Annotated in this window: 23 protein-coding genes; 16 read left to right on the top strand and 7 right to left on the bottom strand. The window is 43.7% G+C overall.

Annotation, left to right across the window (positions count from 1 at the left end):
• The 3 genes from ACRC32_RS29695 to ACRC32_RS29685 all read left to right on the top strand — a co-directional run.
• On the top strand, nt 1–380 hold a 380-nt coding region (locus tag ACRC32_RS29695; RefSeq protein ID WP_438557350.1), incomplete at its 5' end, for a molybdopterin dinucleotide binding domain-containing protein.
• Nucleotides 381–458: 78 nt separating this feature from the next.
• On the top strand, nt 459–776 hold the full coding sequence (locus ACRC32_RS29690; RefSeq protein WP_438557349.1) for a hypothetical protein: 318 nt from the start codon (nt 459–461) through the stop codon (nt 774–776).
• Nucleotides 777–820: 44 nt separating this feature from the next.
• Nucleotides 821–1,009 (top strand): CPXCG motif-containing cysteine-rich protein, encoded by a 189-nt coding sequence (locus ACRC32_RS29685; protein WP_438557348.1) that lies wholly within the window; start codon nt 821–823, stop codon nt 1,007–1,009.
• A 53-nt stretch (nt 1,010–1,062) separates the two neighbouring features.
• Here the strand turns inward: ACRC32_RS29685 and ACRC32_RS29680 are convergent, their stop codons facing one another.
• Nucleotides 1,063–4,317: a tetratricopeptide repeat protein gene (locus tag ACRC32_RS29680; RefSeq protein WP_438557347.1), complete on the bottom strand. Its 3,255-nt coding sequence runs from the start codon at nt 4,315–4,317 to the stop codon at nt 1,063–1,065.
• 11 nt (nt 4,318–4,328) lie between these two features.
• Complete coding sequence (locus ACRC32_RS29675; RefSeq protein WP_438557346.1) at nt 4,329–4,466, bottom strand: hypothetical protein; 138 nt, start codon at nt 4,464–4,466, stop codon at nt 4,329–4,331.
• Between the two features lie 158 nt (nt 4,467–4,624).
• Here ACRC32_RS29675 and ACRC32_RS29670 point away from each other — a divergent pair, with 158 nt between their 5' ends.
• The 4 genes from ACRC32_RS29670 (at nt 4,625) to ACRC32_RS29655 (ending at nt 7,749) form a co-directional block, all read left to right on the top strand.
• A complete protein-coding gene (locus tag ACRC32_RS29670) occupies nt 4,625–4,945 on the top strand; it encodes a carbon dioxide-concentrating mechanism protein CcmK (protein ID WP_041463413.1) in 321 nt (106 codons plus the stop codon).
• A gap of 61 nt (nt 4,946–5,006) precedes the next feature.
• A complete protein-coding gene (locus ACRC32_RS29665; protein WP_438557345.1) occupies nt 5,007–5,564 on the top strand; it encodes a 2'-5' RNA ligase family protein in 558 nt (185 codons plus the stop codon).
• Between the two features lie 231 nt (nt 5,565–5,795).
• The gene (locus ACRC32_RS29660; RefSeq protein ID WP_317109040.1) at nt 5,796–6,089 is read left to right on the top strand and encodes an NIL domain-containing protein; all 294 of its coding nucleotides are present in this window, start codon (nt 5,796–5,798) and stop codon (nt 6,087–6,089) included.
• Nucleotides 6,090–6,276: 187 nt separating this feature from the next.
• A complete protein-coding gene (locus tag ACRC32_RS29655; RefSeq protein ID WP_438557353.1) occupies nt 6,277–7,749 on the top strand; it encodes an aminotransferase class I/II-fold pyridoxal phosphate-dependent enzyme in 1,473 nt (490 codons plus the stop codon).
• Between the two features lie 79 nt (nt 7,750–7,828).
• Here the strand turns inward: ACRC32_RS29655 and ACRC32_RS29650 are convergent, their stop codons facing one another.
• Together ACRC32_RS29650 and ACRC32_RS29645 are read right to left on the bottom strand one after the other, a co-directional pair.
• A complete protein-coding gene (locus tag ACRC32_RS29650; RefSeq protein WP_438557344.1) occupies nt 7,829–9,400 on the bottom strand; it encodes a response regulator in 1,572 nt (523 codons plus the stop codon).
• A gap of 17 nt (nt 9,401–9,417) precedes the next feature.
• The gene (locus ACRC32_RS29645) at nt 9,418–11,214 is read right to left on the bottom strand and encodes a PAS domain S-box protein (RefSeq protein WP_438557343.1); all 1,797 of its coding nucleotides are present in this window, start codon (nt 11,212–11,214) and stop codon (nt 9,418–9,420) included.
• A gap of 363 nt (nt 11,215–11,577) precedes the next feature.
• On the opposite strand from ACRC32_RS29645, the gene ACRC32_RS29640 reads away from it, so the two are divergent.
• Nucleotides 11,578–11,889: a hypothetical protein gene (locus ACRC32_RS29640; protein ID WP_015156495.1), complete on the top strand. Its 312-nt coding sequence runs from the start codon at nt 11,578–11,580 to the stop codon at nt 11,887–11,889.
• Nucleotides 11,890–11,947: 58 nt separating this feature from the next.
• Here the strand turns inward: ACRC32_RS29640 and ACRC32_RS29635 are convergent, their stop codons facing one another.
• From ACRC32_RS29635 to ACRC32_RS29625, 3 genes are all read right to left on the bottom strand, one after another.
• Complete coding sequence (locus ACRC32_RS29635; protein WP_438557342.1) at nt 11,948–12,172, bottom strand: hypothetical protein; 225 nt, start codon at nt 12,170–12,172, stop codon at nt 11,948–11,950.
• 163 nt (nt 12,173–12,335) lie between these two features.
• Nucleotides 12,336–14,105, bottom strand: a complete 1,770-nt coding sequence (locus ACRC32_RS29630) for a S8 family peptidase (protein WP_438557341.1) — start codon at nt 14,103–14,105, stop codon at nt 12,336–12,338.
• Between the two features lie 306 nt (nt 14,106–14,411).
• Nucleotides 14,412–16,010, bottom strand: a complete 1,599-nt coding sequence (locus tag ACRC32_RS29625; protein WP_438557340.1) for a helix-turn-helix domain-containing protein — start codon at nt 16,008–16,010, stop codon at nt 14,412–14,414.
• An 871-nt stretch (nt 16,011–16,881) separates the two neighbouring features.
• On the opposite strand from ACRC32_RS29625, the gene ACRC32_RS29620 reads away from it, so the two are divergent.
• The 8 genes from ACRC32_RS29620 to ACRC32_RS29585 form a co-directional block, all read left to right on the top strand.
• Entirely contained in the window at nt 16,882–17,229 is a 348-nt protein-coding gene (locus ACRC32_RS29620) for a hypothetical protein (protein WP_438557339.1), read from the top strand.
• On the top strand, nt 17,226–18,041 hold the full coding sequence (coxB, locus tag ACRC32_RS29615) for a cytochrome c oxidase subunit II (protein WP_438557338.1): 816 nt from the start codon (nt 17,226–17,228) through the stop codon (nt 18,039–18,041). The genes ACRC32_RS29620 and coxB overlap by 4 nt, the downstream gene beginning before the upstream one ends.
• A 120-nt stretch (nt 18,042–18,161) precedes the next feature.
• A complete protein-coding gene (gene ctaD, locus ACRC32_RS29610) occupies nt 18,162–19,820 on the top strand; it encodes a cytochrome c oxidase subunit I (protein WP_438557337.1) in 1,659 nt (552 codons plus the stop codon).
• 282 nt (nt 19,821–20,102) lie between these two features.
• Nucleotides 20,103–20,732, top strand: coding sequence for a cytochrome c oxidase subunit 3 (locus ACRC32_RS29605; RefSeq protein ID WP_438557336.1), 630 nt, complete (start codon nt 20,103–20,105; stop codon nt 20,730–20,732).
• A 167-nt stretch (nt 20,733–20,899) separates the two neighbouring features.
• On the top strand, nt 20,900–21,031 hold the full coding sequence (locus ACRC32_RS29600; protein ID WP_438557335.1) for a hypothetical protein: 132 nt from the start codon (nt 20,900–20,902) through the stop codon (nt 21,029–21,031).
• A 37-nt stretch (nt 21,032–21,068) separates the two neighbouring features.
• On the top strand, nt 21,069–21,680 hold the full coding sequence (locus tag ACRC32_RS29595) for a cupin (protein ID WP_438557334.1): 612 nt from the start codon (nt 21,069–21,071) through the stop codon (nt 21,678–21,680).
• Between the two features lie 115 nt (nt 21,681–21,795).
• Nucleotides 21,796–22,056 (top strand): hypothetical protein, encoded by a 261-nt coding sequence (locus tag ACRC32_RS29590; RefSeq protein WP_438557352.1) that lies wholly within the window; start codon nt 21,796–21,798, stop codon nt 22,054–22,056.
• 72 nt (nt 22,057–22,128) lie between these two features.
• Nucleotides 22,129–22,354: hypothetical protein (locus ACRC32_RS29585; protein WP_438557351.1), on the top strand; the 226-nt coding region annotated here is incomplete at its 3' end.

Raw genomic sequence — 22,354 nt, 5'->3', positions numbered from 1 at the left:
TGCACGCACCTCAGCCGCAAGATTTTGGTATCTGTGAATCTACTCGCAGTCTTAGCTTAATTTTGATGACTGGACGCAGTTATTCACAACATAATACTGTAGTGTACAAAGAAGGCGATCGCTATCGGGGAATGCCGCACCGGAATTGTATTTTAATGCATTCAGCTGATGCTGAAACAGCAGGATTGCAAGAGCATCAGCGCGTCACGGTACAGGGTGATGCAGGCAAAATGGAAAATGTAGAGATTATTTTTGGTTCCGTGCGACAAGGAACTGCTTTCATGTTTTATCCCGAAGTCAATGCAATATTTAAAGCGAGGATCGATCCCAAATGTGGAATTCCCGCCTTTAAGCGAGTGCCTATTTTTGTGTATGCTTAGCGATCGTCTCCGTCAACAACATATAGAGTATAACCAAGTGATACTCTAGAATTAGAGCTACTATTTGTGCGTACTAGTATGAATTTCTCGCCACGACTGCAACAAGAAGTTGAAAAATGGGCAAGCCGTCAAGGAATCTCATCTGAAGAGTTTATTTTGATAGCAGTTGCAGATAAGATTAATGCTTTAGATCGTCAAGCTGCCCGAAAGAACAACGATCTACAAGACTCTGAAGCAACAAGTGGAGAATCACCCCAGCCGCCAAAAGTCTATCGTAAAGAAGGTATTTTAGTTCTAGATGTCGAGCTACCAAAAAACTTCGATCTCAATGCCGCGATTGATGAATTGCGAGAAGAACGCATTCGGGAACAGATAGATCGGAGATGCGATTGCTAATCTCGTACAAGTTCCTGAGTAATATTTTAGTAGGTCGATCGCACATGCAAAATACATCTGAATATCTCTGTGCTTATTGTGGCGAATCTAATTCCACGTTTGTCGATCTTAGTGGGGGAATGCAGCAATCTTATGTGGAAGACTGCCAAGTTTGCTGTCAGCCTAACGTACTTTATATTTATATTGACGAGGATAATTTGGAAATAGAAATTAGTAGCGAACCTGAAAGTTAAACTGATTTATTCTTTCACTAAATTCATTGCTGCTTCTACACCTAAATTTACTTTTACCCACCCATTTCTTGCTGAAAGCGCCGATTGTTAATTAACGTCTCAAAATCCGGATCGGCTTGTGCTTCTTCGCGGTGGCTGGGATTGAGTTTGATTGCTTGCTGCAAGTTCTCTAAGGCAGATTCGGCTTGTCCTTGCAAAGCATAACAGGCAGCCTTATTGTAATAAGCATTGGAATAATCGGATTTAATTTGTAGAGCGCGATCGAAACTCGTTAATGCTTCTGCATCGCGTTCTAGTTGTACGAGGAGATATCCTCTAGAGTTCCAGGCTTTGAAGGAGTCGGGATTAAATTCGATCGCCTTATCGTAAGATGCGATCGCGTCTTCATATCTTTCTAATACCTCCAATGCCATCCCCCGATTCAACCACGCTACCGCACTATCGGGTTTAATTTGTACGGCTTTGTCAAATGATTGAAACGCTTCTTCATGACGCTGTAGTTTTCCTAAAGCGACACCGCGATCGATCCAAGCTTGATAGTATTGTGGGTTAATTTCTACTGCCTTATCATAAGCTGCGATCGCTTCAGCAAGTTTGTTCGCTCTTCCCAACACGATACCTCGTTGGAACCAGGCTTTCTGATCATTTGGTTCGACTTTGAGGACTTTATTAAACGCTGCAAATGCACCTTCGTAGCGTTTTAATTCTTTCAATGCCAAACCTCGTTGATACCAAGTTTCGGGATTGTTAGGACGAACTTCCAATACTTTATCGTATGCCGCGATCGCTTTTTCGTATTGTTGCAATTCCCAATGTGCCATTCCTAGTTGGTACCATACATCGGGGTTATCGGGTTTCAATTCTAAAGCCCGATTGTAGGCAACAACAGCAGCTTCGTATCTACCTTCAGCAAATAAAGTATTACCTTGATTCACGCAATCTTCTGGGTTAAGGAATAGGTGCGGTTGATTCGATTTCAGGCGTTCGATTTGCGCTGTTAATTCCTCTAGCTTTTCTGTCATTTCGGCAAATGCTGCTTCTGCGATCGCTTTGGGGGCAACCTCTGCTAAGTTATGCAAAATCAACTCTTTTTGAGTTGTTGCCTCCGATTGCAAATCTTTCAAGAAACTAGACAGCGTGGTTTCTAATTTATCGATTGCTTGTAGCGTTCTGTCTTTACGAGTTTGAATTTCTGATTGAATGCCCGAAAGTTTATTTCTCGCTTCGGTTTCCAGTTCTGCTATGCTTTGAATCGTCCGATCTTGTTGAGATTTAATTCCAGCTTGAGTATTTTCTACCTCAGACTCATACTCAACTTCTCGCGTTTTGAGGTTTTGAATGGCTTGCTCGATTTCCGTTTGCAGTTTTGTTCCAGATGCAGAAATTTGAGCGGCGATCGCTTGTCGCAACTTTGCTATACTTTCTAGTGCCAAATCATTTTGCTCTTGAAACTTCCGTGCTGTTTCAGTTTTAATTTCAGCTAACTGGGGGGCAAATTCAGATTGTAGCGATTTGAGATTTTGTAAAATTGTGTTTCTTTCCGCTTGCGCCTCCGTTTGGATAGCATTCAATTGTTGCTTGTAATCTGCCTCTGCCTGTTTTAAGCCTTGAATCACAACGTCTCGCTGCTTTTGAATATTCGATCGCAGTGCCGATAGTTGCTTCACAACATCTGTTTCCGATTTACTCAAATTTTGCAAAATTGTATCTCTCTGTCCCCGCACGTCTGCTTCCATTTCTGCTAGCTTGGGCGCGAACTCTAGACTCAATCTCTCTAAGTTTTCTACTAATAAATTTCTTTGAGTTTTTGATTGCTGTTGTAACTCATTGAGCCGCGCCACAAATGCTGTTTCCGACTGTTGTAATTTCCTCAAAATACCGTCTTTTTGTCCCTGTACTTCTGCTTGTAATGCAGCTAGTTGAGGCGCAAAATCCGCACTCAGTCTTTCTAAATTGCGGATTGTTAAATCTTTCTGATTTGCCGCCTGCTTTTCCAGTTCAAACAGTTGAGTAATAAATGTACCTTCTACTTGCCTGAAGTTTTGTAGAGAACTATCTTTTTGCTCGACAATATCGGCATTGAAGGCATTAACTTGAGTGTCAAAATCTGTTTTTGCTTGCACAAACTGTCGTAAAACAGTATCCTTACGCTTTTCTATTTCTGCTTGTATTACCGACAACTCACCATCAAACTCCGATTTCACTTGCTCGAATTCTTGTAACGTCAGAGATTTTTGTGCTTGTGCATCTGCTTGTAATGCTAAAACTTGAGTATCAAAATTTGTTTTCGTCTGTTCAAATTGTTGTAATGCAACATCTTTTTGTCCTTGCACATCAATTTGAAATTCTGAGAGTTGGTGAGTAAAAGCAACTGCTAATTGTTCTAAGTTGCCTAGAATAGCTTCTCGTTGCTTTTGAGTCGTCCCTTGGATATCATTTAATTGTTGAATAAAGTCTTGCTCCGATCGCTTCAAATTCTGCACGATCGCATCTTTTTGTGCTTGTACGTCCGCTTGCAATTCCATTAGTTGAGGTGAAAAATCAGCCCCTAATTGTTCCAAGTTACGTAAAATTAAATCTCTATGTTTTTGCGCTCCTAAATGTAAATCTGTCAGTTGTGTAGAGAACTGATTTTCTAAATTTCCTAATGCTTGTTTAGAAGTATTAACTTGAGCTGCTAGATCCGATAAAACTTGATTTTTAGTTTGATAAACTTCAGAGATTAACTGAGAGAGATTATTTCTTTTGGCATTAATTTCTTGGTGTAAAGTATCTGCCTCATTATCCATATCCTCAGCGATACCTTGGGCTGCACGCAACAGCTTTTTCACTTCTTGGTTAGCAGTATTTAGCTTACTTTCTAACTCTCCTACCTCTTTAATACGTGCTGCAACCAAATCGGCTACCTCGCGCACCACCGATCGCCGTAGCAAGAACAGAGTTGCGATCGCCAAAGCTAAAATGAGTACTAGGACGGCAAGCAGAATGTTAAATATCGTTAACGTCTGGCTAAATATGCGATTTGCTTCTGCTTGGACTTGCTGTTGGACTGGACTTTGTTGAGTTGGACTTTGTTGTGAACCTGGCTGTAACTGCGCTACCTGTCTTTCTTGGCTAATGTTAGTTTGGGTAGCTGTTTGGGCAAAAATGGGCTTATTAGCGCTAGCAACTCCAGCACTTGCAATACCTACAGACAGTAGGAAAGTAGAGAGAACCTTTCCACTACGGGATACCAGTGTCAAGACTTCTGAATGCTTGCGTTCCATCAGTACTTCCTTTGTCTGTTTGAGAGGGACAGCTATATCCAAATATATCGTTCCTAGTTAAGTATCTCTCGAATGGGGAGTTGGGAGTCGTCAGGGCGGGTTTTGACCCCAATTTTCTGGCTTTGAGTGTCAAACTCTTGGCTAAACCCGCCCGTACAGGGTAGTCGGGAAAGGGTGTAGGATGTAGTCATTGCTCGCTGATAACTGACAACTGACAACTGATAACTGATTCTTGCTGATAACTTAATAACTTATAACTGACAACTAGTCACTATTCCCTGCTCCCTGCTCCCTGCTCCCTAATAACTGACAACTGACAACTGATAAAGTGGCAACATTAGCGATCGGCATGATTGAGACTGCGGGCGTTCCTGCTGCTGTGGAAGCTGGGGATGCGATGTGTAAAGCGGCGCTGGTAACTCTTGTTGCATACGAAAACACAGATCTCGGTCGCATTACAGTTATCATCAGAGGAGCTGTTTCTGAGGTGAATGTAGCTATTACGGCTGGCTTAGCGGCTGTATTGCGGGTTAATGGCGGCGAGATCCTTTCCCATCACATTATTGCTCGTCCTCACGAAAATTTAGAGTATATCTTACCAATTCACCGCACGGAAGATGTAGCTCAATTTCAGCACGATATTTGCTTTCCCCCACCTTTGTCGGCGTAGAGGGAGCAGGGAGTAGGGAGCAGGGAGCAGGGGAAGAAGAAACAAGGGTACAGGGAGATTTATGGGTCAAAAAGTAGCATTTTGGTTAATTCCCGCCGCCGCCGATAGAATCTTCTTTCAGGAAGTTATCGATCGCCTTGCTGAAAACTACGCTGCTTTCTCCTTCACGCCTCACGTTACCATTTACTGGGGCGAATTTGGCGAGGATGAATCTCTAACTGAAATCTTAGAGCAGGCAGTTCGAGGAATTAAAGCTTTTAGTTTACAGTGCGATCGCGTCTTATATACAGACCAATTTACGAAAACTCTTTTCGTCCAATTTCATCCTAGTAAAATCTTAAGTCAGATTACAGAGTCAATTCGGAATCACTCCCAGTCCCCTGCCGATTTTACTCTCAATCCCCATCTCAGCTTGATGTACAAACATCTCGATGCAGATGTAAAACGATCGATAGCTGCAACCATTTCTCTACCCAGAACCGAAGTTTTTTTCGATGAAATTCAAGTATTGCTGACTCCAGATACCGCTCAATCGCAAGCAGATATTGAAAATATTAGCTCGGTTATCAGTTATCAGTTATTAGGGAGCAGGGAGCAGGGAGCAGGGAGCAGAGAATAGTGACTAGTTACTACATCTATGTCTGCAATTGTTTAAGAGTGTAGTTGAGCAAGAAACAAGTATTTGTAATAATTATTTACTTTTTCTTTGATTGCTTTTTTGCCTTGCGGTCGATATAATTGCATTCATCGCTACTAAATACACTATTTCGATAAACTAACCGTAGATTAAGGCGATAGCTTGTAGAACTGCGATCTTGGATGTAAAGACTATCCTTTATGGGAGATAACTATGGCGATTCAAAGCGATGTGGAATTAGGTACGCATAGACCAACTCAAACTCGGCTCAAGATTCGCATACCCAAAGGCTTGCATGGCGAACCAGTCATTTCTCGCCTCACTTCCCAGTGTGGAATTACTGTCAATATTTTGGCAGCTTTACTGAGTGCGAATGGACGCGATGATGGTTGGTTCGATTTAGAACTCCATGGCACAAAACCTCAGATTGGCAATGCGATTACCTATTTGAACGACTTGGATTTAGAAATTTGGGGACAGTCTACGCCAGAAGAAGACGGCTGGTAAGCAAGTCAAAAGTCAAAAGTGAAAAATTCGTAGGGGCGGGTTTAGCTAGAATCCTTAATAACTAACGAAGATCTCTAACCAAAACCCGCCCGTACAAATAAAAGTACGATTTTAGTGGGGCGATCGCGCGTACAGGTAGACATGCGTATTGTTATACGATCGTCTTGACGCTGCTAGTGTATGCCTGATGGAATTTGACATCATCTCTCAAGCCAAAACTCCAATTCTGGAAGCTCTTTGGCAATGTGCAACTCGAATCAATCATGCTCCTTTCTACACCCCAGGACATAAACGGGGAGAAGGAATCACCCAGCAGCTAGTGAATTATTTTGGTAAAGCCATATTTAGTGCTGACTTACCAGAATTGCCGGAGTTAGATAACCTATTTGCACCCCAAGGAATCATTCAGGAAGCGCAAGAATTAGCCGCAGTCGCATTTGGAGCGGAAAAAACCTGGTTTTTAGTCAACGGTTCTACTTGTGGTGTAGAGGCAGCAATTTTAGCAACTTGTGGGGTAGGAGATAAGATAATTCTGCCGCGTAACGTGCATAATTCAGCGATCGCAGGTCTAATTCTCTCTGGTGCTGTCCCTATTTTCATTGCTCCTGCATACGATCCGGTGCTGGATATCGCTCACAGCATCACTCCTGAAGCAGTAGCCGCAGCCTTAGCTGAGCATCCCGATGCCAAAGCGGTGTTGATGGTATATCCGACATATTACGGCGTATGTGGCGATCTAAGTGCGATCGCTGCTGTAGTACATCAACACGATATTCCTTTATTAGTTGACGAGGCTCACGGTTCCCACTTTGCCTTTCATCCCGAATTGCCTACCCCTGCCTTAGCATCTGGAGCAGATTTAAGCGTACAGTCAACTCATAAGGTTTTAGGGGCATTTACTCAAGCCTCAATGCTACACGTTAGCGGCAATAGAATAGATCGCGATCGCCTAAATAAATCTTTGCAACTATTACAATCTACCAGTCCCAGCTATTTACTTCTAGCCTCCCTAGATGCCGCGCGGCAACAAATGGCATTATACGGGGAAGAACTGATGGCGAAAACTTTGCGTTTAGCGGATGAAGCCAGAAACCGAATTAGTCAAATTCCCGATCTTTCAGTTTTACATCTGCCAGCAAAAAGCTCAGGCTTTGTTGCACTTGACGAGACGAGACTTACCGTCACCGTCTCCGGTTTGGGGATCGCGGGATTTGAGGCGGATGAAATCTTGCATCAAGAATTAGGCGTTACAGCCGAATTACCATCTTTACAGAACCTCACGTTTATTATTTCCTTGGGCAACACAGTAGCAGATATCGAGCGACTGGTAGAAGGTTTTGCTGTTCTGGCTGAAAGATTTAACCAAGAAAGTCAAAAGTCAAAAGTTAAAAGTCAAAACCAATTCGGAATTCCGAATTCCCCACTCACACCGCGTGAGGCTTTCTTTGCTCCAACAGAAACACTACCATTTCATCAGACACGCGATCGCATCAGCGCAGAACTTATCTGTCCCTATCCTCCAGGGATTCCTATTTTGATGCCAGGAGAAATCATCACCTCAGAAGCATTGGAATACCTACAACAGATTCAAGCCAGTGATGGCTACATTACCGGATGCACCGATCCGAGCCTCACTCAGTTAAAGGTAGTCAAGAAGTGAGTTGTAAGTCGTAAGTCGTAAGTCGTAAGTAACTGCTCAGAAGCTCCCTGATAACTGATAACTGGTCACTGGTCACTGGTCACTGGTCACTGATAACTGCTCCCTGCTCCCTGCTCCCTGCTCCATTAGGTAATTCCATAGTGAATGTAGTCCACCCTTCCTGACTTTCTACCTGAAGCGTTCCTTGAAGGTGTTCTACCAATTTTTGTACTAAAGTTAGTCCCAGTCCCGTACCCCCTTGTTTCCAGCGATCGCTGTTGTGAATGCGATAAAATTTTTCAAAAATCTTTGGTAATTCTGCTGCGGGAATTTCTGCTTGGTTGCGCACAGTAAAGATCGTGCGTGTAGTTGGTAGTTGGTAAGCGGTGCAAGGCGCAAGATGCGGCTGCACGCTTACGACGATCGCGCCTCCCATTGGAGTATATTTACAGGCATTGTTTGCTAGTTCGGCGATCGCTCGCTCCAAACTGGCGCGGTCTGTCAATATTTGCGATAGATTGGGATCGAGCCGAATTTCTAGTAATTGTTGATTTTCTTGGGCGCGAATCAAAAAAGGCTCCATAATTTGGGGTAGCCATTCCTGCAAGTTAACAGCTTCTTGTACGAGGATGGGATAAGACGCTGTTTCTAATCTTTGCAGATCGAGTAGTTCGGTAATTAACTCAGCTTCTCGATTGCATTCTGCTTGCAAGATTTCTAAATATCGCTGTCTTTTTTCACTACTAGGAGAAGTTTTTAACATTTGAATTGCCATTTTCATATTGGCAATCGGCGTACGTAACTCGTGAGAAACAGTGCTTAAAAAATCATCTTTGAGTTCGTGCATTTTCTCCATTTGCACCAACATCTGTTCTTGCTCGATTTGTTTTTGGTGCATAGCTTCAACCTGCTGTCGTTCGCTAATATCCTGAAAAACTAACATCGTACCTACAATGTTTCCTCGGTCGTCTTTAATTGGCGAAATGCGGTCGTCAATGGGTATTTCTAAACCATTTTTATCAATCAGTTGCGATCGCTCTGAAATCTCGACTGTTATTCCTCTCTGTAAAGCTTGTTGAATTGGCTGTTCTGAGATTATAGTTTGTGTCGGGATAATTTTGACAACTTCTGTTGCTTCTTTACCGCAGGCATCTTGCCGATTCCAACCAGTTAAAGCTTCTGCGATTGGATTTATAAAAGCAATTTTTCCTTCTGTATCGCTAGCAATTACGCCATTATTAATACTTTTCAATACAGTTCTCAACCAGTATTTATTTTGTTTGAGATTTTGTTCTATTAAATATTTATTTAGTGCGATCTCGATTGTTATTTTTAGTTCTTGCTCTCTAAAAGGTTTGATAATATAACCAAAGGGTTGTGTTGCCAGCGCTCTATTGACAATGTATTCGTCAGAATTTGCAGTTAGATAGACCACAGGAAGCTCGAAATTATGGTGCAAAACTTGAGCTACCGCTATGCCGTCCATATCTCCTTGCAAGCGAATATCTACGAGTACTAAGTCTGGTTTGAGTTCGCTAACTTGTGCGATCGCTTCTTCTCCAGTTGCGACAGTTTTACAGACATGGTAACCAAACTTTTGTAGCCGATTTTCTATATCTTTGGCAACGATCCCTTCGTCCTCAACCACCAATATTTTTGCAGGAATATTCATTCTTTTGTAAGCTCAGTCTAGATCGAAAATCTCACTATGAATTCCGTACCAAAATCTTTTTTAGTTAATTCAATATTTCCTTTTAGCTGGTTGGTTAATATATTGACTATTTGCAGTCCTAAAGATTTAGTATTTTGCCAATCAAGTTCTAGTGGTAATCCGATTCCATCATCGCTGACTTTGAGAATGACATGATTATGAGGTTCTTGAGATGGAGATTGAACTGTAATACAAATTTGCCCAAACCGCCTCTTTTTGAAAGCATGTTTCATTGCATTTGTTGTAAGTTCGTTAATAATCAAGCCGCAAGGAATAGCAATATCTATACTGACCCAAATTGGTTCTGTTTCAAGTTTTAAAGTAATTCGTTTGCAATTGAGATTAGCAGTGTCGTAGGTACTGTGTAAATTATTAACTAGTGTTTCAATATAATCAGCTAAATTAATTTGAACGAAATTCTGAGATTGAGAGCGATACAAGAGATCGTGAACCAGAGCCATAGAAAATATCCGAGTCTCACCCGATTTGAGAATTTCTAGTGTTTGGCGATCGCTTACGTAGTTTGTTTGCAAACTAAGCAAACTAGAAATAATTTGTAGGTTATTTTTAACGCGGTGATGAACTTCTTTCAACAAAAAATCTTTTTCTTGTTCTACAGCTTGAATGCGTGCTACTGCTTGCTTCTGCTCGGAAATGTTGCGATTAATTCCAGTCATCCACATCGCTCGATCGGCATCATCATAAAAAACTTTGCCTTGTCCCGCCAACCAACGAACATTACCATTAGCACTAAGAATGCGAAATTCTTGCTCAAATTCTCCCGTTCTTTCCAGCGCGCGGGTAATAGCTTCGCTGAACGAAGCACGATCTTCTGGATAAATGCGATCGAGAACAGCTTCGTAAGTACCTGCAAATGTCCCAGGTGCGAGATCGAATAAAGCCTCTTGTTGCAAAGACCACTTAAGTTCGTGCGTATGCAAATTCCAGTCCCAAATTCCTATCTGCGATGCTTCTAAAATCAAATGCAACCTCTCTTGACTCTGGCGGAGCAACTCTTCACTACGTTGGCGATCGCTAACATCGCGCACGACTTGAGAAAAACCTTGAATTTGTCCGCCACTATCTTTGAGAGCTGTCGTGACGACATTTGCCCAAAACTTAGAGCCATCTCGTCGTATCCGCCAGCCTTCCGTCTCCATTCGCTCTTGCGCGATCGCTGTTTGTAATTCCTGTTGGGGAATACCGCTTTCTATGTCGGCATAGGTGTAAAATCGAGAGCAGTGTTGCCCGATCGCTTCTCTAGCTTTATAACCTGTAATTCTAGCCGCTCCTGCATTCCAACTGGCAACTATTCCATCAGCATCGAGCATGAAAATTGCATAATCTTTCACACCCTCAATTAGCAGACGGAAACGTTCTTCACTTTGGAGTAAAGTTGCTTGGCAATGTAACGCTGCTACTTGGCTCTGTTGCGCTCGCACTCTAGCAGAGTTGAGGATAGCAATAGCAGTACAGATACAGATGGCTTCGAGAACGAAAATCGTTAGGCGCAAGCCTTGCTCCCAACTCGCGATGGATAGCACGTATTGAGGAGGGAGGAAAAAATAGTTGCATAAGATTGCTGCGAGTGCGGTTGCTGCTAATCCCGCTCCCATCCCACCACACCAGGCGCTGACCAAAATCGCAATGAAAAACAGCATAAATGGGCTTTCTTTATGGATTAGGGTAGTGAGAAAGAGCGTGACAAATAAGGCGATCGCCACTGCCAACACTGCTACACCGTAACGCCAAAATAGAGATTTACGCTTAACCACTGCTCAGAAGTTTTTCCATAAAACCATTAGATCGGCTCCAGATAATAAGCATATCTGTTTCTCGACTTGATTTTGTCCGTAAATTCTCTGAAGTCGCTTAGTAATAACAGCAAACCTTCATCTGTGTCCCCGTGCTTCCCCTCTTGCACGAGCGCTTGCTCTTGTGATAAACGTAACTCAGTAATTGTACTGAATTTAAAAGCTATGTTGCGATCGCATCTGTAGTTTTTATGCAGTCGCTTTTATGTCAAAGGCGATCGCAATTCGATAAATGTCGATTGCTAGTAAACTTGATATAGTTTAAGTCCGATCGATACGATTTGAGAAACTTTTTAACTATTCAACTATCGGAGGTTGCAAGTCATGGCATTAGCAGTGATTAAATTTTCGTCTGAAGACTGTGGGATTTGCCATAAAATGTCTTTCTACGATCGCAAAGTTAGTGAAGAATTAGGCTTAGAATTTATCGATGTCAAAATGCAAGATACGACAACTTATCGCAAGTATCGCAAGATTTTATTAACTCAATATCCAGATAAAGCCGAAATGGGATGGCCCACTTATATTATTTGCGATACGCCAGAAGGCGACTTCAAAATTGTTGGCGAAGTGAAAGGGGGTCATCCCAAAGGGGAGTTTAGAACGCGCTTGCAAGAAGTCGTGTCTGCTAACTAATGCATGAAAGCAAAAATTCGTAGGGTGCGTTATTTAACGCACCTACCATAATTCTATTTCAGACAATTTCAAACGATTTTATCTCTAAGACCGGACCGATCATCGCTAAGCTCATCACATCTTCTTTTACCTCTCCAGCAACTTTCACTTTTTGTCCGTCCTTCAGTAATTCCTTTGCAGTCCCTCTAGGAATCTCGTATGTCGTGCCGTCATCTGCAACCAAAGCCCAAGCCCCAGTACCAATATCGCGCCGCTCGATTGTCCCTGTAACATTAATACTCATACAAGTTAGTCTGTGTCGTGTTATTACTCCTATCTTAGGAGCTGGGGGCTACAGGGCTAGGAAAACCAGGAAATCAACCACAAAAAATCCCCCCTTTGGAGTAAGGAGGGGTGAGAGATGTTGCGTCTCTATTGGTCACTGGTCACTGATAACTGACAACTGGTTACGCTATCTGTCCTTCACCTTTCATTGCCAACCAAGCGATCCCATAACAGGCTAAAGCATTACCAATCAGAAAAGTACGAGCGATCGCCCCACTTCCCAACCAGCCTAAATCGGGTGCGATAAAGGCACTGATTAACAAGCAGCTAGCGACACCTAAAGCCGTACCGACAGCAAATTTCTTCCAACTCGGATTTCCTAGCAGTAACACGATTAACACGAAGGGAATTACTACGCTGGCAAAGAAGGGGTTTAACTCCGAGTATCCCTGAATGGCGCTACCGAGTTCGGGAATGGAACTTCCTAGCAAACGGAAGGGCCATTGAGGTAGGTCGAAGATATAAAAGCCTTTGAGGAAGAATAAACCCGAACTGCCTGTAATTAACCCCCATGACAGCGACCAACTCCAGGTAAAGGGGAAGTAAACCCGCAAGAACCAAGCCAAGAGGTAAGAACCGAGTACCATCATGACTTTAGGTAATAACGCCACTGCACCACCATCAATCCAAAAACGGGGGTTGAGGTAGCCGTTATCCCGCAGCCAGCGGAAGAAGTCTTTGAAGGTAATTTGTCCGCGCACGGCAAGTTTCACGGCGGCGGATGCATCTAAATGTCCCGCGCCGTAGTAGTTGAGTCCGTCATCTTGCACGACTCTGGCGGACTTTTGCAAAATGCTTTCTACTTCATCTGGGTCTTGTATCCCAGCAGCTTTAACTAAGGCGGCGACTCCGGCAACGTGGGGAGATGCCATGCTGGTTCCTTGGAATCCGGCAAATACTGGTTCTTCCGTATCTGGATCGACAGTTTCTTGGACGATTTTGCCGGAATTACTGCCACCAGGAGCAGAAAGATCGATTCCTGCACCGAAGTTAGAATAGGGGGCTTTTTCTCCCGCTGAATCGATCGCCGAAACTCCAATTACGTGAGGATAGCGGGCGGGGTACTCGGCAGCGTTGCTATTGGCATTGCCAGCAGCGGCGACGACTACGACACCTTTTTGATGGGCATAGGCGATCGCTTCTTTCATGATTTCGCTTTCACCACCACCACCTAAGCTCATATTAATTACGCCTGCGCCGTTGTCAGCAGCAAAGCGGATGGCTTCGGCAATGTCGGAGGTCGTACCCGTACCACCTGCACTTAAGACTTTCAGGGGCATGAGCGTGGCTTCATAAGCCACACCTGCGACACCATAATTGTTGTTGGTTGATTGCGCTACCGTACCTGCTACGTGAGTCCCGTGCCCGTTGTCGTCATCTGCCTCAACATCATCATTTACAAAGTCGTAGCCTTTGACAAATTTGGTATTTTTCAGGTCTGGAACTTGACTAATGCCCGTGTCAATCACAGCAACGGTTACGCCGCTACCTTTGGTTTCATCCCATGCCGACTCAATGCTAATACTACGCATGTTCCATTGCTGACCGTATTGGGGGTCGTTGGGAACCTCATAGGCACGGTAAATGTAGTTGGGTTCGATATATTCGGTATATTTAGCGATTTTGGAGTTTCTCAGGCTAGTAAGAGTCTGGCGATCGCCTTCCACAACATATACATTATCTGCTGCGGAAAACTCACTATTGAGCCGAGGCTTGACTTTGTATTGCTGCGCGATCGCGTTTAATTTAGCTTCTATCTCCGTATTCGGCACATTTTCCCGAAAATCTAGCACAATGGACTGATATTCGCCTTTAGCTGCCAACCCTTGAAAGCTTGACAGAGCAAACCACAGCCCGCCAATAAACAAACACAGTAGAATAAACTTTTTCATACCTGCAATCCATCTGTACTGAAGCGGCAGTAGCTTAATCTACAAGATAACTCATGCGATCGTCCTACGAACAGATGTTGCAGAATTCTTACAGTTGTCAGTTGTCAGTTATCAGTGACTTGTGCCTGGTGACTAGAAGAAGAGTTCCATTCTGCTAGCCAATGCGTTACTATCCACTCACCATTCATTCTCTAAATCCCATTACAACTTTAGTTGCTTGAGGGCAGTTTGCAGACTTTCAGCGATCGAACGCTTCAAACCAGCAGGAATTACCATTCCAACGAGCGCAGAGACTCATAATTCAAGTCAAGCATTCATCCCTAGCGCTTTTTGCAATAATATCCGATCTTCTAACTTAGCTTGAAAACGTCCATTTTCAATATCGCGAATCCAACTCTGGCTTTTACCCGTTAGCTGTGCTAAATCTCTTTGGCTCAATCCTAGTTTTTTTCTTGCCTCAATAATATATTCAGTAGAAAGGGCTACTTGCGATTTTGACCTAGTTTTGCGGTTCGTCGTTCGTTGCTTCTGCTTAGATTTCGCGAGTTGTTGTTCCCACTCTGGAGGTAGTTCAAAATGTAAAATCCGAGCATTCATTAATCGATTCCACTTACCACGAGGGGCCGCATCGGTCAATCGAGTGCTATTGCTACCATCATCAATCCAAAATTCTAATGCAGCTTCCGCATCTTCTGGAATATCGACTAACTTAGCCCACAAAGGTTGAATCTCTGGTGGATAGGTCACAGGATCGAATACAGGCTTGAGTCCGTAGCGATCGAGTACCTCTAAATCGTTTTCAAATATTCTTAATAGGCGTTGGCGATTCTCCGGTTGCAAAGATATCTGGCTCAGTTTTCGTTCGCCGTAGGCTACTCTCATGAGAGTGGGAACCGTAACGCGCTGCTCTTTACCCATTTTGGTTTTAAATAGCAACCATAGCATCATCCGCGCTGCACCCTCATGCTGCTGCCAAATACTCATCACGGCGCTGAGTAGGGCTTTGGGTAAAGTACCGTACTGATAGAATGCAGTCCGCTCTTTGCAACCTTGCCGATTCAGAAAATGCTGCGCCCACTGACCGATTTTAATTTTGAAAGTCAACCCAACCAGATGTTTGCATCCCAAATCGTCTTCTTGAAAGTGATGTTGAGTGTCCAGTAAATGCCACAAACGACTTTTTTCCAGCCGAATTCCCTTAATCTTTCCTTGTTGGGGCAGATCGATACAAGCAATTAGCTTGCAGGGTTGTTGGGCAAGTTCTTTAATCAGAGCGAGTTTAGTCAGTTTGCTCAGGTCTTTGCGCTTGTCCAGTCCCAAGTATTCCTCAATCTGTCGGTCATTGATAATGAATTCCTCTTCCCAAGGACGCTCTAAGCTTGTAACATGAGCGGCGTAAATTAAGTGCAAGCAGGCAGATCTAATATCAAATGTCTCGATCGCAGATAATGCTCGATCGCCTTTAAGCGCAACTGGCGGTTCCAAATCTAAGCCGTCTGTAATTCGGAAGGCGATCGCACCCTTACCTCCATGAATTTGCCGCTGATAGTACAACTCTCCCGCAGCATCGATTTCCCAAGTAAGAGAGTGTCGCTGTGCTAAAACATTGCACAATTCCCAACTAGCGATCGCGGAAGCAAAAGGATGGCTTTTACCGTCGGGAAAAAGATCGAGGCTAGGTACGGTTCTAAGATCAACCTTGCATCTACCTTTCTTCGCTTGCCAAGGAACCGGAGAGTTTACAGGGCAAGAGTCTACACACTGCGGCCCAAGGGAGTCCTGGCAGTCATGACACAAGCTGGGATCGATCCAATACTCACCCTCTATAATTTTGATCGCACCTGTAGGACACTGAGGCAGGCAGTTGTCACAACGAATACAGTGCTTAGTAATGGCGTAAGGCATGGTATTGCGCGGTTCTTTTTCAAAAGATGCTAGCTTTACTGAGTGCTATGAATACGCGATCGCCGAAAATTTTCTCTACTAAGATTTGAACTCCTCGCCATCCAAGAGTTTTTCTCGAAGCTATACTCTTACGAATTATCTATAGTAAATATATTTAATCTGCCAGTTCAGATATTTTTGTTCGCTTTGAGCCATTAAATAAAGTCTTAATATTTTATAGCAAAATCATTGAGTATCTGGCGTTAAAAATTGGCTGCTTAGTTAACTATATCAGGGCAGATAGAGACAGAAGACAAGAGCCGCAGAGAATAAAAACATAGGACTGAAGACAGCTTTTCTAGTAAGCTAGGCATGAGCTGCAAAGTAAAAAATATTGTTAGGAATGCTTGACTTTCAATTTCTTTTAAATCAAAAATTTATTGTTAGAAATGCCTGACTTTTTGCCTCAAAAGAGTTAGTTAATTTGCTTTTTGTATCCTCTCACACAGATTTTTCTCAATTTATATAGTGCTACTCTAATTTCACTGTAGGGTGAACATTGGCACCCTACACTTATTTAGCTTCTTTAGGTTCATCATAGGTGGGCTACACAGATTGAGTTTCGAGTACAAAAACACTAGTACCCCTACCTGTAAATACTCATACCCCAGCCAACAAATACTAGTACCCCCACCCTCAAAAAACTTTGAATCTCTTATTGCTGAAGAATTTGACTGATTGAGTACAAACTTAATTAATTTAATAATTTCGATCTTGGGCAAACGAACCCTTAGAAATGAGGTAGCTGATATAAGACTGTTTATCTACAACAAGACAAACAGCGAAGGCACATTTTTACGACACGATCGCTACCTAGTTAATTCATACTGAGATGAAACTTAAAATCTTCAACGTTCTGACAGTTTGTTTATTGACATTAATAGTGCTTTCTCCAGCTTTAGCGGTCATGAGTGCGATCTGGAAGCACCATCTCGATTTTGTGGCAACTCAGCATTTACTGTATGCGGTTGCAAATAGTCAGCAATTAACTACCAATAGGGAAAATATAATCATCCATATCTTACTAGAGTTCGTGCTTTTTACCCCCATCATTCTTGGTTTAGGAATTGCCGTGTATGACAGGTATGTGATTTATCGTGCCGCTGTGTTGAACAGACAAATTGAAATATTAGAAAGACTGTGGCAGCAAAATGCTCATACAGAGGAAATTATTTTATGAAACAAATTCCAATTTCTATCTTGACTCTGATTGCTGGCATCGTAGTTACCGTAATTAGTTTATGGGTAGGTCAAAATAATACTCTACTACCAGAACAAGCTTCTGCACAAGCGCCATTAGTAGACGATTTCTTTAACGTCATGGTCGTTATTGGTACTGCTTTATTTTTGGTAGTCCAGGGAGCAATTATAATTTCAATCGTTCAATTTCGTCGCCGTCGCGGAGATAACGGTGATGGACAGCCAATTGAAGGTAACTTTCCCTTAGAAATTTTGTGGACGATAATCCCAGGAATTATCGTCATTGGACTAGGAATTTACAGTGTAGATGTTTACACCGAAATGGGAGGAATTGATGCGATCGCCCATCACGCAGTTGCGCACGAAATGACAGCACAACCCAATCCTAACCCGATTGGGATTGGCTCTACACCTACAAAAGAAGGCAAACCGCCGGATGTAGTCGTCAATGTCAGTGGAATGCAATATGCTTGGCTGTTCAACTATCCCAATAACAGTATTACTGCTGGCGAACTGCACGTTCCTATCGGTCAAGACGTATTGCTCAACATCTCCGCTAATGATGTGATTCACTCGTTTTGGGTTCCCCAGTTCCGGTTGAAGCAAGATGCAATTCCAGGTCAAGCCACACAATTGCGGTTCGTCGCCACAAAAACAGGAACGTACCCAATAGTTTGCACCGAACTTTGTGGCGGCTATCACGGTAGTATGCGTTCTTCCGTAATCGTCCACACACCAGAAGAATTCACTCGCTGGCTGGAAGAAAATCGCACCGTTGCAGTTAATCCATAGTCGGGAGTCGTAAGTCGGGAGTCGGGAGTTGGGAGTCGGTAATTGGTAGTTGCCCCTCTGCTCCTCTGCTTCCTCTGCTCCTCTGCTTTTCCCTCACCCCTCACCCCTAACCCCTCATTCATGACACAGCTAGAAACTCCAAAAATTACAGAAGTCGTTGCCCATAGCGAAGCGCCCAAGACGTGGAAATGGTACGACTATTTCACCTTCAACATCGATCATAAAGTTATTGGGATTCAATACCTAGTTACAGCTTTTGCGTTTTATCTGATTGGCGGATTAATGGCGATCGCCATGCGGATTGAATTATACACGCCCGATTCAGACGTTCTCGATCCGAATCTCTACAACGCTTTCATGACCAATCACGGCACGCTGATGATCTTTTTGTGGATTGTCCCTGCTGCAATTGGCGGATTTGGTAATTTTTTAGTACCGTTGCTGATTGGGGCGCGAGATATGGCGTTTCCCAAGTTAAATGCGATCGCTTTTTGGCTCAATCCTCCCGCTGGTGCGTTATTGCTGGGAAGTTTCTTCTTTGGCGGTTCTCAAAGCGGTTGGACTGCTTACCCACCCTTGAGTTTAATTACGGCAAATACTGCCCAGTCGATGTGGATTCTTAGCATCGTTTTAGTCGGGACTTCCTCGATTCTGGGAGCATTAAACTTTGTCGTCACAATTTTAAAAATGAAAGTACCTAGTATGAAGTGGACTCAATTGCCACTATTCTGCTGGGCAATTTTAGCAACTTCTGTGTTAGCCCTAGTTTCTACTCCAGTGCTGGCGGCGGGATTGGTGCTGTTATTATTCGATATCAACTTCGGCACTTCTTTCTTTAAACCGGACGCGGGGGGAAATGTGGTGCTTTACCAACATTTGTTCTGGTTTTATTCCCACCCAGCAGTATATTTAATGATTTTGCCCATTTTCGGCATTATGTCCGAGGTGATTCCGGTTCACGCCCGCAAGCCGATTTTTGGTTATAAGGCGATCGCCTATTCTAGCTTGGCGATTTGTGTTGTGGGTCTATTTGTCTGGGTACACCACATGTTTACCAGCGGTACGCCTGCTTGGATGCGGATGTTCTTCACGATTTCCACTCTCATTGTTGCCGTTCCTACAGGAGTGAAGATTTTTGGTTGGGTAGCTACGCTTTGGGGTGGCAAAATCCGCTTCACCAGCGCCATGCTATTTGCTATTGGGTTACTATCAATGTTTGTAGTTGGCGGACTAGGTGGTGTAACGCTGGGTACAGCTCCTTTCGATCTGCACGTCCACGATACATATTATGTCGTCGGTCACTTCCACTACGTCTTGTTTGGCGGCTCCGTATTTGGCATCTATGCCGGAATTTATCACTGGTTCCCCAAGATTACTGGACGGATGATGAATGAAACCTTGGGACGAATTCACTTTGTCCTCACCTTTATCGGCACTCACTTGACTTTCCTGCCGATGCATCAACTTGGTCTGCAAGGAATGCCGCGACGAGTCGCCATGTACGATCCTCAGTTTGCCTACATCAATCATATTTGTACCTTTGGCGCGATCGTTTTAGGAATATCTGTACTGCCATTCTTTATCAATGCTGTCTGGAGTTGGCTGTATGGCTCTAAAGCAACAGATAACCCTTGGGATGCCCTGACCTTGGAATGGACGACCAGTTCGCCACCCGCGATTGAAAACTGGGAAGTTTTGCCTGTCGTAACTCACGGTCCTTATGATTATGGCAAAAGCACTGCTGAAGTTAACGAAATAGCCCAAACTGCCTTGATTTAGTCAAGGAATTACGCGATCGATCTCCCTAAGACTATTTTGCTTTTTAAACTACGGCAGAAAAGATCCCCCCAACCCCCCTTGAAAAGGGGGGCTTTAGAAGCTCCGACTTTTTTCAGACTCATGCAGGACGAGAACTGCAATTCCGCCTCCTCTTGGAAAGGAGTGAAAAAAGGATCGTTCATTTCCCCCCTTTTTAAGGGGGGTTAGGGGAGATCGAGATCTGCGACTCAAAAAGCGTATCTCTTGCGACAATTCACCCTTGCATTCAGGAAATTGAAATTTATGCAGGATTCATCTTTTAACGCATCAGAAATAGTATTTGATTCAGCCACCCTAGAGAAAGTGGTTGTCTCTCACGAAGAACATCCAGACTTTCGGGTATTTGGACTGTTGACGTTTCTAGTTTCCGAATCTCTGATGTTTGGCGGCTTTTTTGCTACTTACCTAATTCTGCGCGGTGCGGCGACGGAGTGGCCCCCTGAAGGTACGGAAGTAGAATTACTCGTACCCACCATTAACACGATTATCCTAGTCTCTAGTAGTTTTGTCATCCACTTGGGCGATACGGCGATTAAGAAGAACAATGTCGCCCGAATGCGGTTGTGGTATGCCGTCACTGCTCTAATGGGCGCTGTTTTTCTGGCAGGTCAGATATACGAGTATCTGACACTGGGATATGGGTTAACTGCTAACGTGTTTGCCAACTGTTTTTACTTAATGACTGGCTTTCACGGTTTGCACGTATTCGTAGGCTTGTTGTTGATCTCAGGCGTATTGTGGCGATCGCGCCGTTTCGGTCACTACTCTGCGACTAAGCATACTGGAATTGAAATGGCAGAAATCTACTGGCACTTTGTAGACATCATTTGGATCGTCTTATTTTCGCTGCTGTACGTCCTCACTTTGTTTTAAAGGGGTGTTTTGTGAGTCATTTTCAGGTAGATCGAGAATTAATGGCAATCAGGGCATCCGAGCAATTGCCGCAGGACTAGGATCGACTCCAACCCATTTTAGATAGTCGGCAGGACGATTCTAAAATTAGACTCGATCTCAATGCCTATGCTGCTTCTGGATTGATTTTGGCAAGGTTAGGAAAGACAGAGACAGCGAAAGAAGTGAGTGCGAGGGGGAACGAAATTGACAGCAAAAAAGAATTTGGTGGCGGGGTTGCCTGGGATATCTTGACCCAACCACCAGATGAAGACGAGTAGTTCACCATAGCTGAGATTGCTATATGGCAGGGTTGCAATGAAACACCGAGATTTTTTAGTCACAGGAGATGGGCAATATCAGGTCTGCAAGCCATATAGAGAATGGGACTTGCTCAGAGAAACCTATCGGTTGCATCGCTTTTTGACAGAAGTGGAAGATGTGCTGGATCGAGCCACCGACGAAAACCAATGCCTGCCTGAACTACGCCTGCTAGTGCGGCGACTGGTCGTGAATTCCTACTGGATACACGTTCAACATCCAGAACCTTGCCCTAAAACGGGAAATGCAACCACACTCTTGTACGACGAAATAGGTTATCCGTTGACGGTGCAAACGACTACCCTATCACCTGGAACGATATCGCCGATTCACAATCACGGTACGTGGGGAGTTGTAGCAGTACTCCAAGGTGAGGAAAAAAATACATTCTGGAAACGCTCTCCTGTAATGGGGTCGCTTAACAGGATCGCACGGAGTGGCGAGATGACTTTGCTCCCTGGCGATATTATCAGCTTTACACCTGATGCGATTCATTGTGTTGAGGCGTTGGGAGAGGAACCAGCAATTACCTTTAGCATCTACGGTGAGACGCATCATTCCCGACGATTTCAGTTCGATCCCTTAACCTGCTCGGCTAAGAATTTTTAGGGAGCAGGAGGAAGAGAGCTGAGGAAGCTGAGGAAGCTGAGGGAGAAAAAACAACAAATGACTAATGACCAATGACAACCTTCACGAATGTTCCATAACTCAATACGACAGAAATATGACAGAACAACGCCAAGAGCTATATTTCAATCTAATTGAGCGTCTGCTTAGCTGTCCCAACGGTCAAGAGCCGGAAATTTTAGATGCTCAGCCAGATTTACTGGATGCTGGTTTAGTCAAAACAATGATGCAAGTAGCAACGATGATGGCACACCAAGATAATCAAGATGCTGCCAAGTTCTTAATCCATGTTGCCCGTCAGCTAGCAAAACAATTGGAATTATACCCTCAACTTAATTCAGTGACCAGTGACCAGTGACCAGTGACCATCATCAACCACTCACCACAAATGACTAATGACCAATGACCAATGACCAAAAAGGAGTTAGAGATGGAATTGACTGCAACTGAAGCGCAACAGCTAGCATTAGATTTTCTCATGGAAGATTTGAATATTCCTCTGGAGGATCGAGAGTGGTTTGACATCCTCTCTGCTCGCTTCGTTGGCGAGAGCTGGTATGTTGTTGAAATTGGTGTTGAAGGATTACCAGATAAGTGGCACGTTCAAGTCTACGATACTAAAGAGTGCGACCCTAACTATACCTTTAGCTCTCCTA

This window comes from Chroococcidiopsis sp., assembly GCF_051657925.1.
GTDB lineage: Bacteria > Cyanobacteriota > Cyanobacteriia > Cyanobacteriales > Chroococcidiopsidaceae > Chroococcidiopsis.
Note: the sequence above shows the minus strand (reverse complement) of the source record. Positions and strands in the feature narration are given on the sequence as shown.

What these genes read in the sequence shown, in the direction of transcription:
- ACRC32_RS29690 (WP_438557349.1), top strand. Translation starts at nt 459, where the DNA reads ATGAATTTCTCGCCACGACTGCAACAAGAAGTTGAAAAATGGGCAAGC.
- ACRC32_RS29685 (WP_438557348.1), top strand. Translation starts at nt 821, where the DNA reads ATGCAAAATACATCTGAATATCTCTGTGCTTATTGTGGCGAATCTAAT.
- ACRC32_RS29675 (WP_438557346.1), bottom strand. Translation starts at nt 4,466, where the DNA reads ATGACTACATCCTACACCCTTTCCCGACTACCCTGTACGGGCGGGTTT.
- ACRC32_RS29670 (WP_041463413.1), top strand. Translation starts at nt 4,625, where the DNA reads ATGATTGAGACTGCGGGCGTTCCTGCTGCTGTGGAAGCTGGGGATGCG.
- ACRC32_RS29665 (WP_438557345.1), top strand. Translation starts at nt 5,007, where the DNA reads ATGGGTCAAAAAGTAGCATTTTGGTTAATTCCCGCCGCCGCCGATAGA.
- ACRC32_RS29660 (WP_317109040.1), top strand. Translation starts at nt 5,796, where the DNA reads ATGGCGATTCAAAGCGATGTGGAATTAGGTACGCATAGACCAACTCAA.
- ACRC32_RS29655 (WP_438557353.1), top strand. Translation starts at nt 6,277, where the DNA reads ATGGAATTTGACATCATCTCTCAAGCCAAAACTCCAATTCTGGAAGCT.
- ACRC32_RS29650 (WP_438557344.1), bottom strand. Translation starts at nt 9,400, where the DNA reads ATGAATATTCCTGCAAAAATATTGGTGGTTGAGGACGAAGGGATCGTT.
- ACRC32_RS29640 (WP_015156495.1), top strand. Translation starts at nt 11,578, where the DNA reads ATGGCATTAGCAGTGATTAAATTTTCGTCTGAAGACTGTGGGATTTGC.
- ACRC32_RS29635 (WP_438557342.1), bottom strand. Translation starts at nt 12,172, where the DNA reads ATGAGTATTAATGTTACAGGGACAATCGAGCGGCGCGATATTGGTACT.
- ACRC32_RS29630 (WP_438557341.1), bottom strand. Translation starts at nt 14,105, where the DNA reads ATGAAAAAGTTTATTCTACTGTGTTTGTTTATTGGCGGGCTGTGGTTT.
- ACRC32_RS29625 (WP_438557340.1), bottom strand. Translation starts at nt 16,010, where the DNA reads ATGCCTTACGCCATTACTAAGCACTGTATTCGTTGTGACAACTGCCTG.
- ACRC32_RS29620 (WP_438557339.1), top strand. Translation starts at nt 16,882, where the DNA reads ATGAAACTTAAAATCTTCAACGTTCTGACAGTTTGTTTATTGACATTA.
- coxB (WP_438557338.1), top strand. Translation starts at nt 17,226, where the DNA reads ATGAAACAAATTCCAATTTCTATCTTGACTCTGATTGCTGGCATCGTA.
- ctaD (WP_438557337.1), top strand. Translation starts at nt 18,162, where the DNA reads ATGACACAGCTAGAAACTCCAAAAATTACAGAAGTCGTTGCCCATAGC.
- ACRC32_RS29605 (WP_438557336.1), top strand. Translation starts at nt 20,103, where the DNA reads ATGCAGGATTCATCTTTTAACGCATCAGAAATAGTATTTGATTCAGCC.
- ACRC32_RS29595 (WP_438557334.1), top strand. Translation starts at nt 21,069, where the DNA reads ATGAAACACCGAGATTTTTTAGTCACAGGAGATGGGCAATATCAGGTC.
- ACRC32_RS29590 (WP_438557352.1), top strand. Translation starts at nt 21,796, where the DNA reads ATGACAGAACAACGCCAAGAGCTATATTTCAATCTAATTGAGCGTCTG.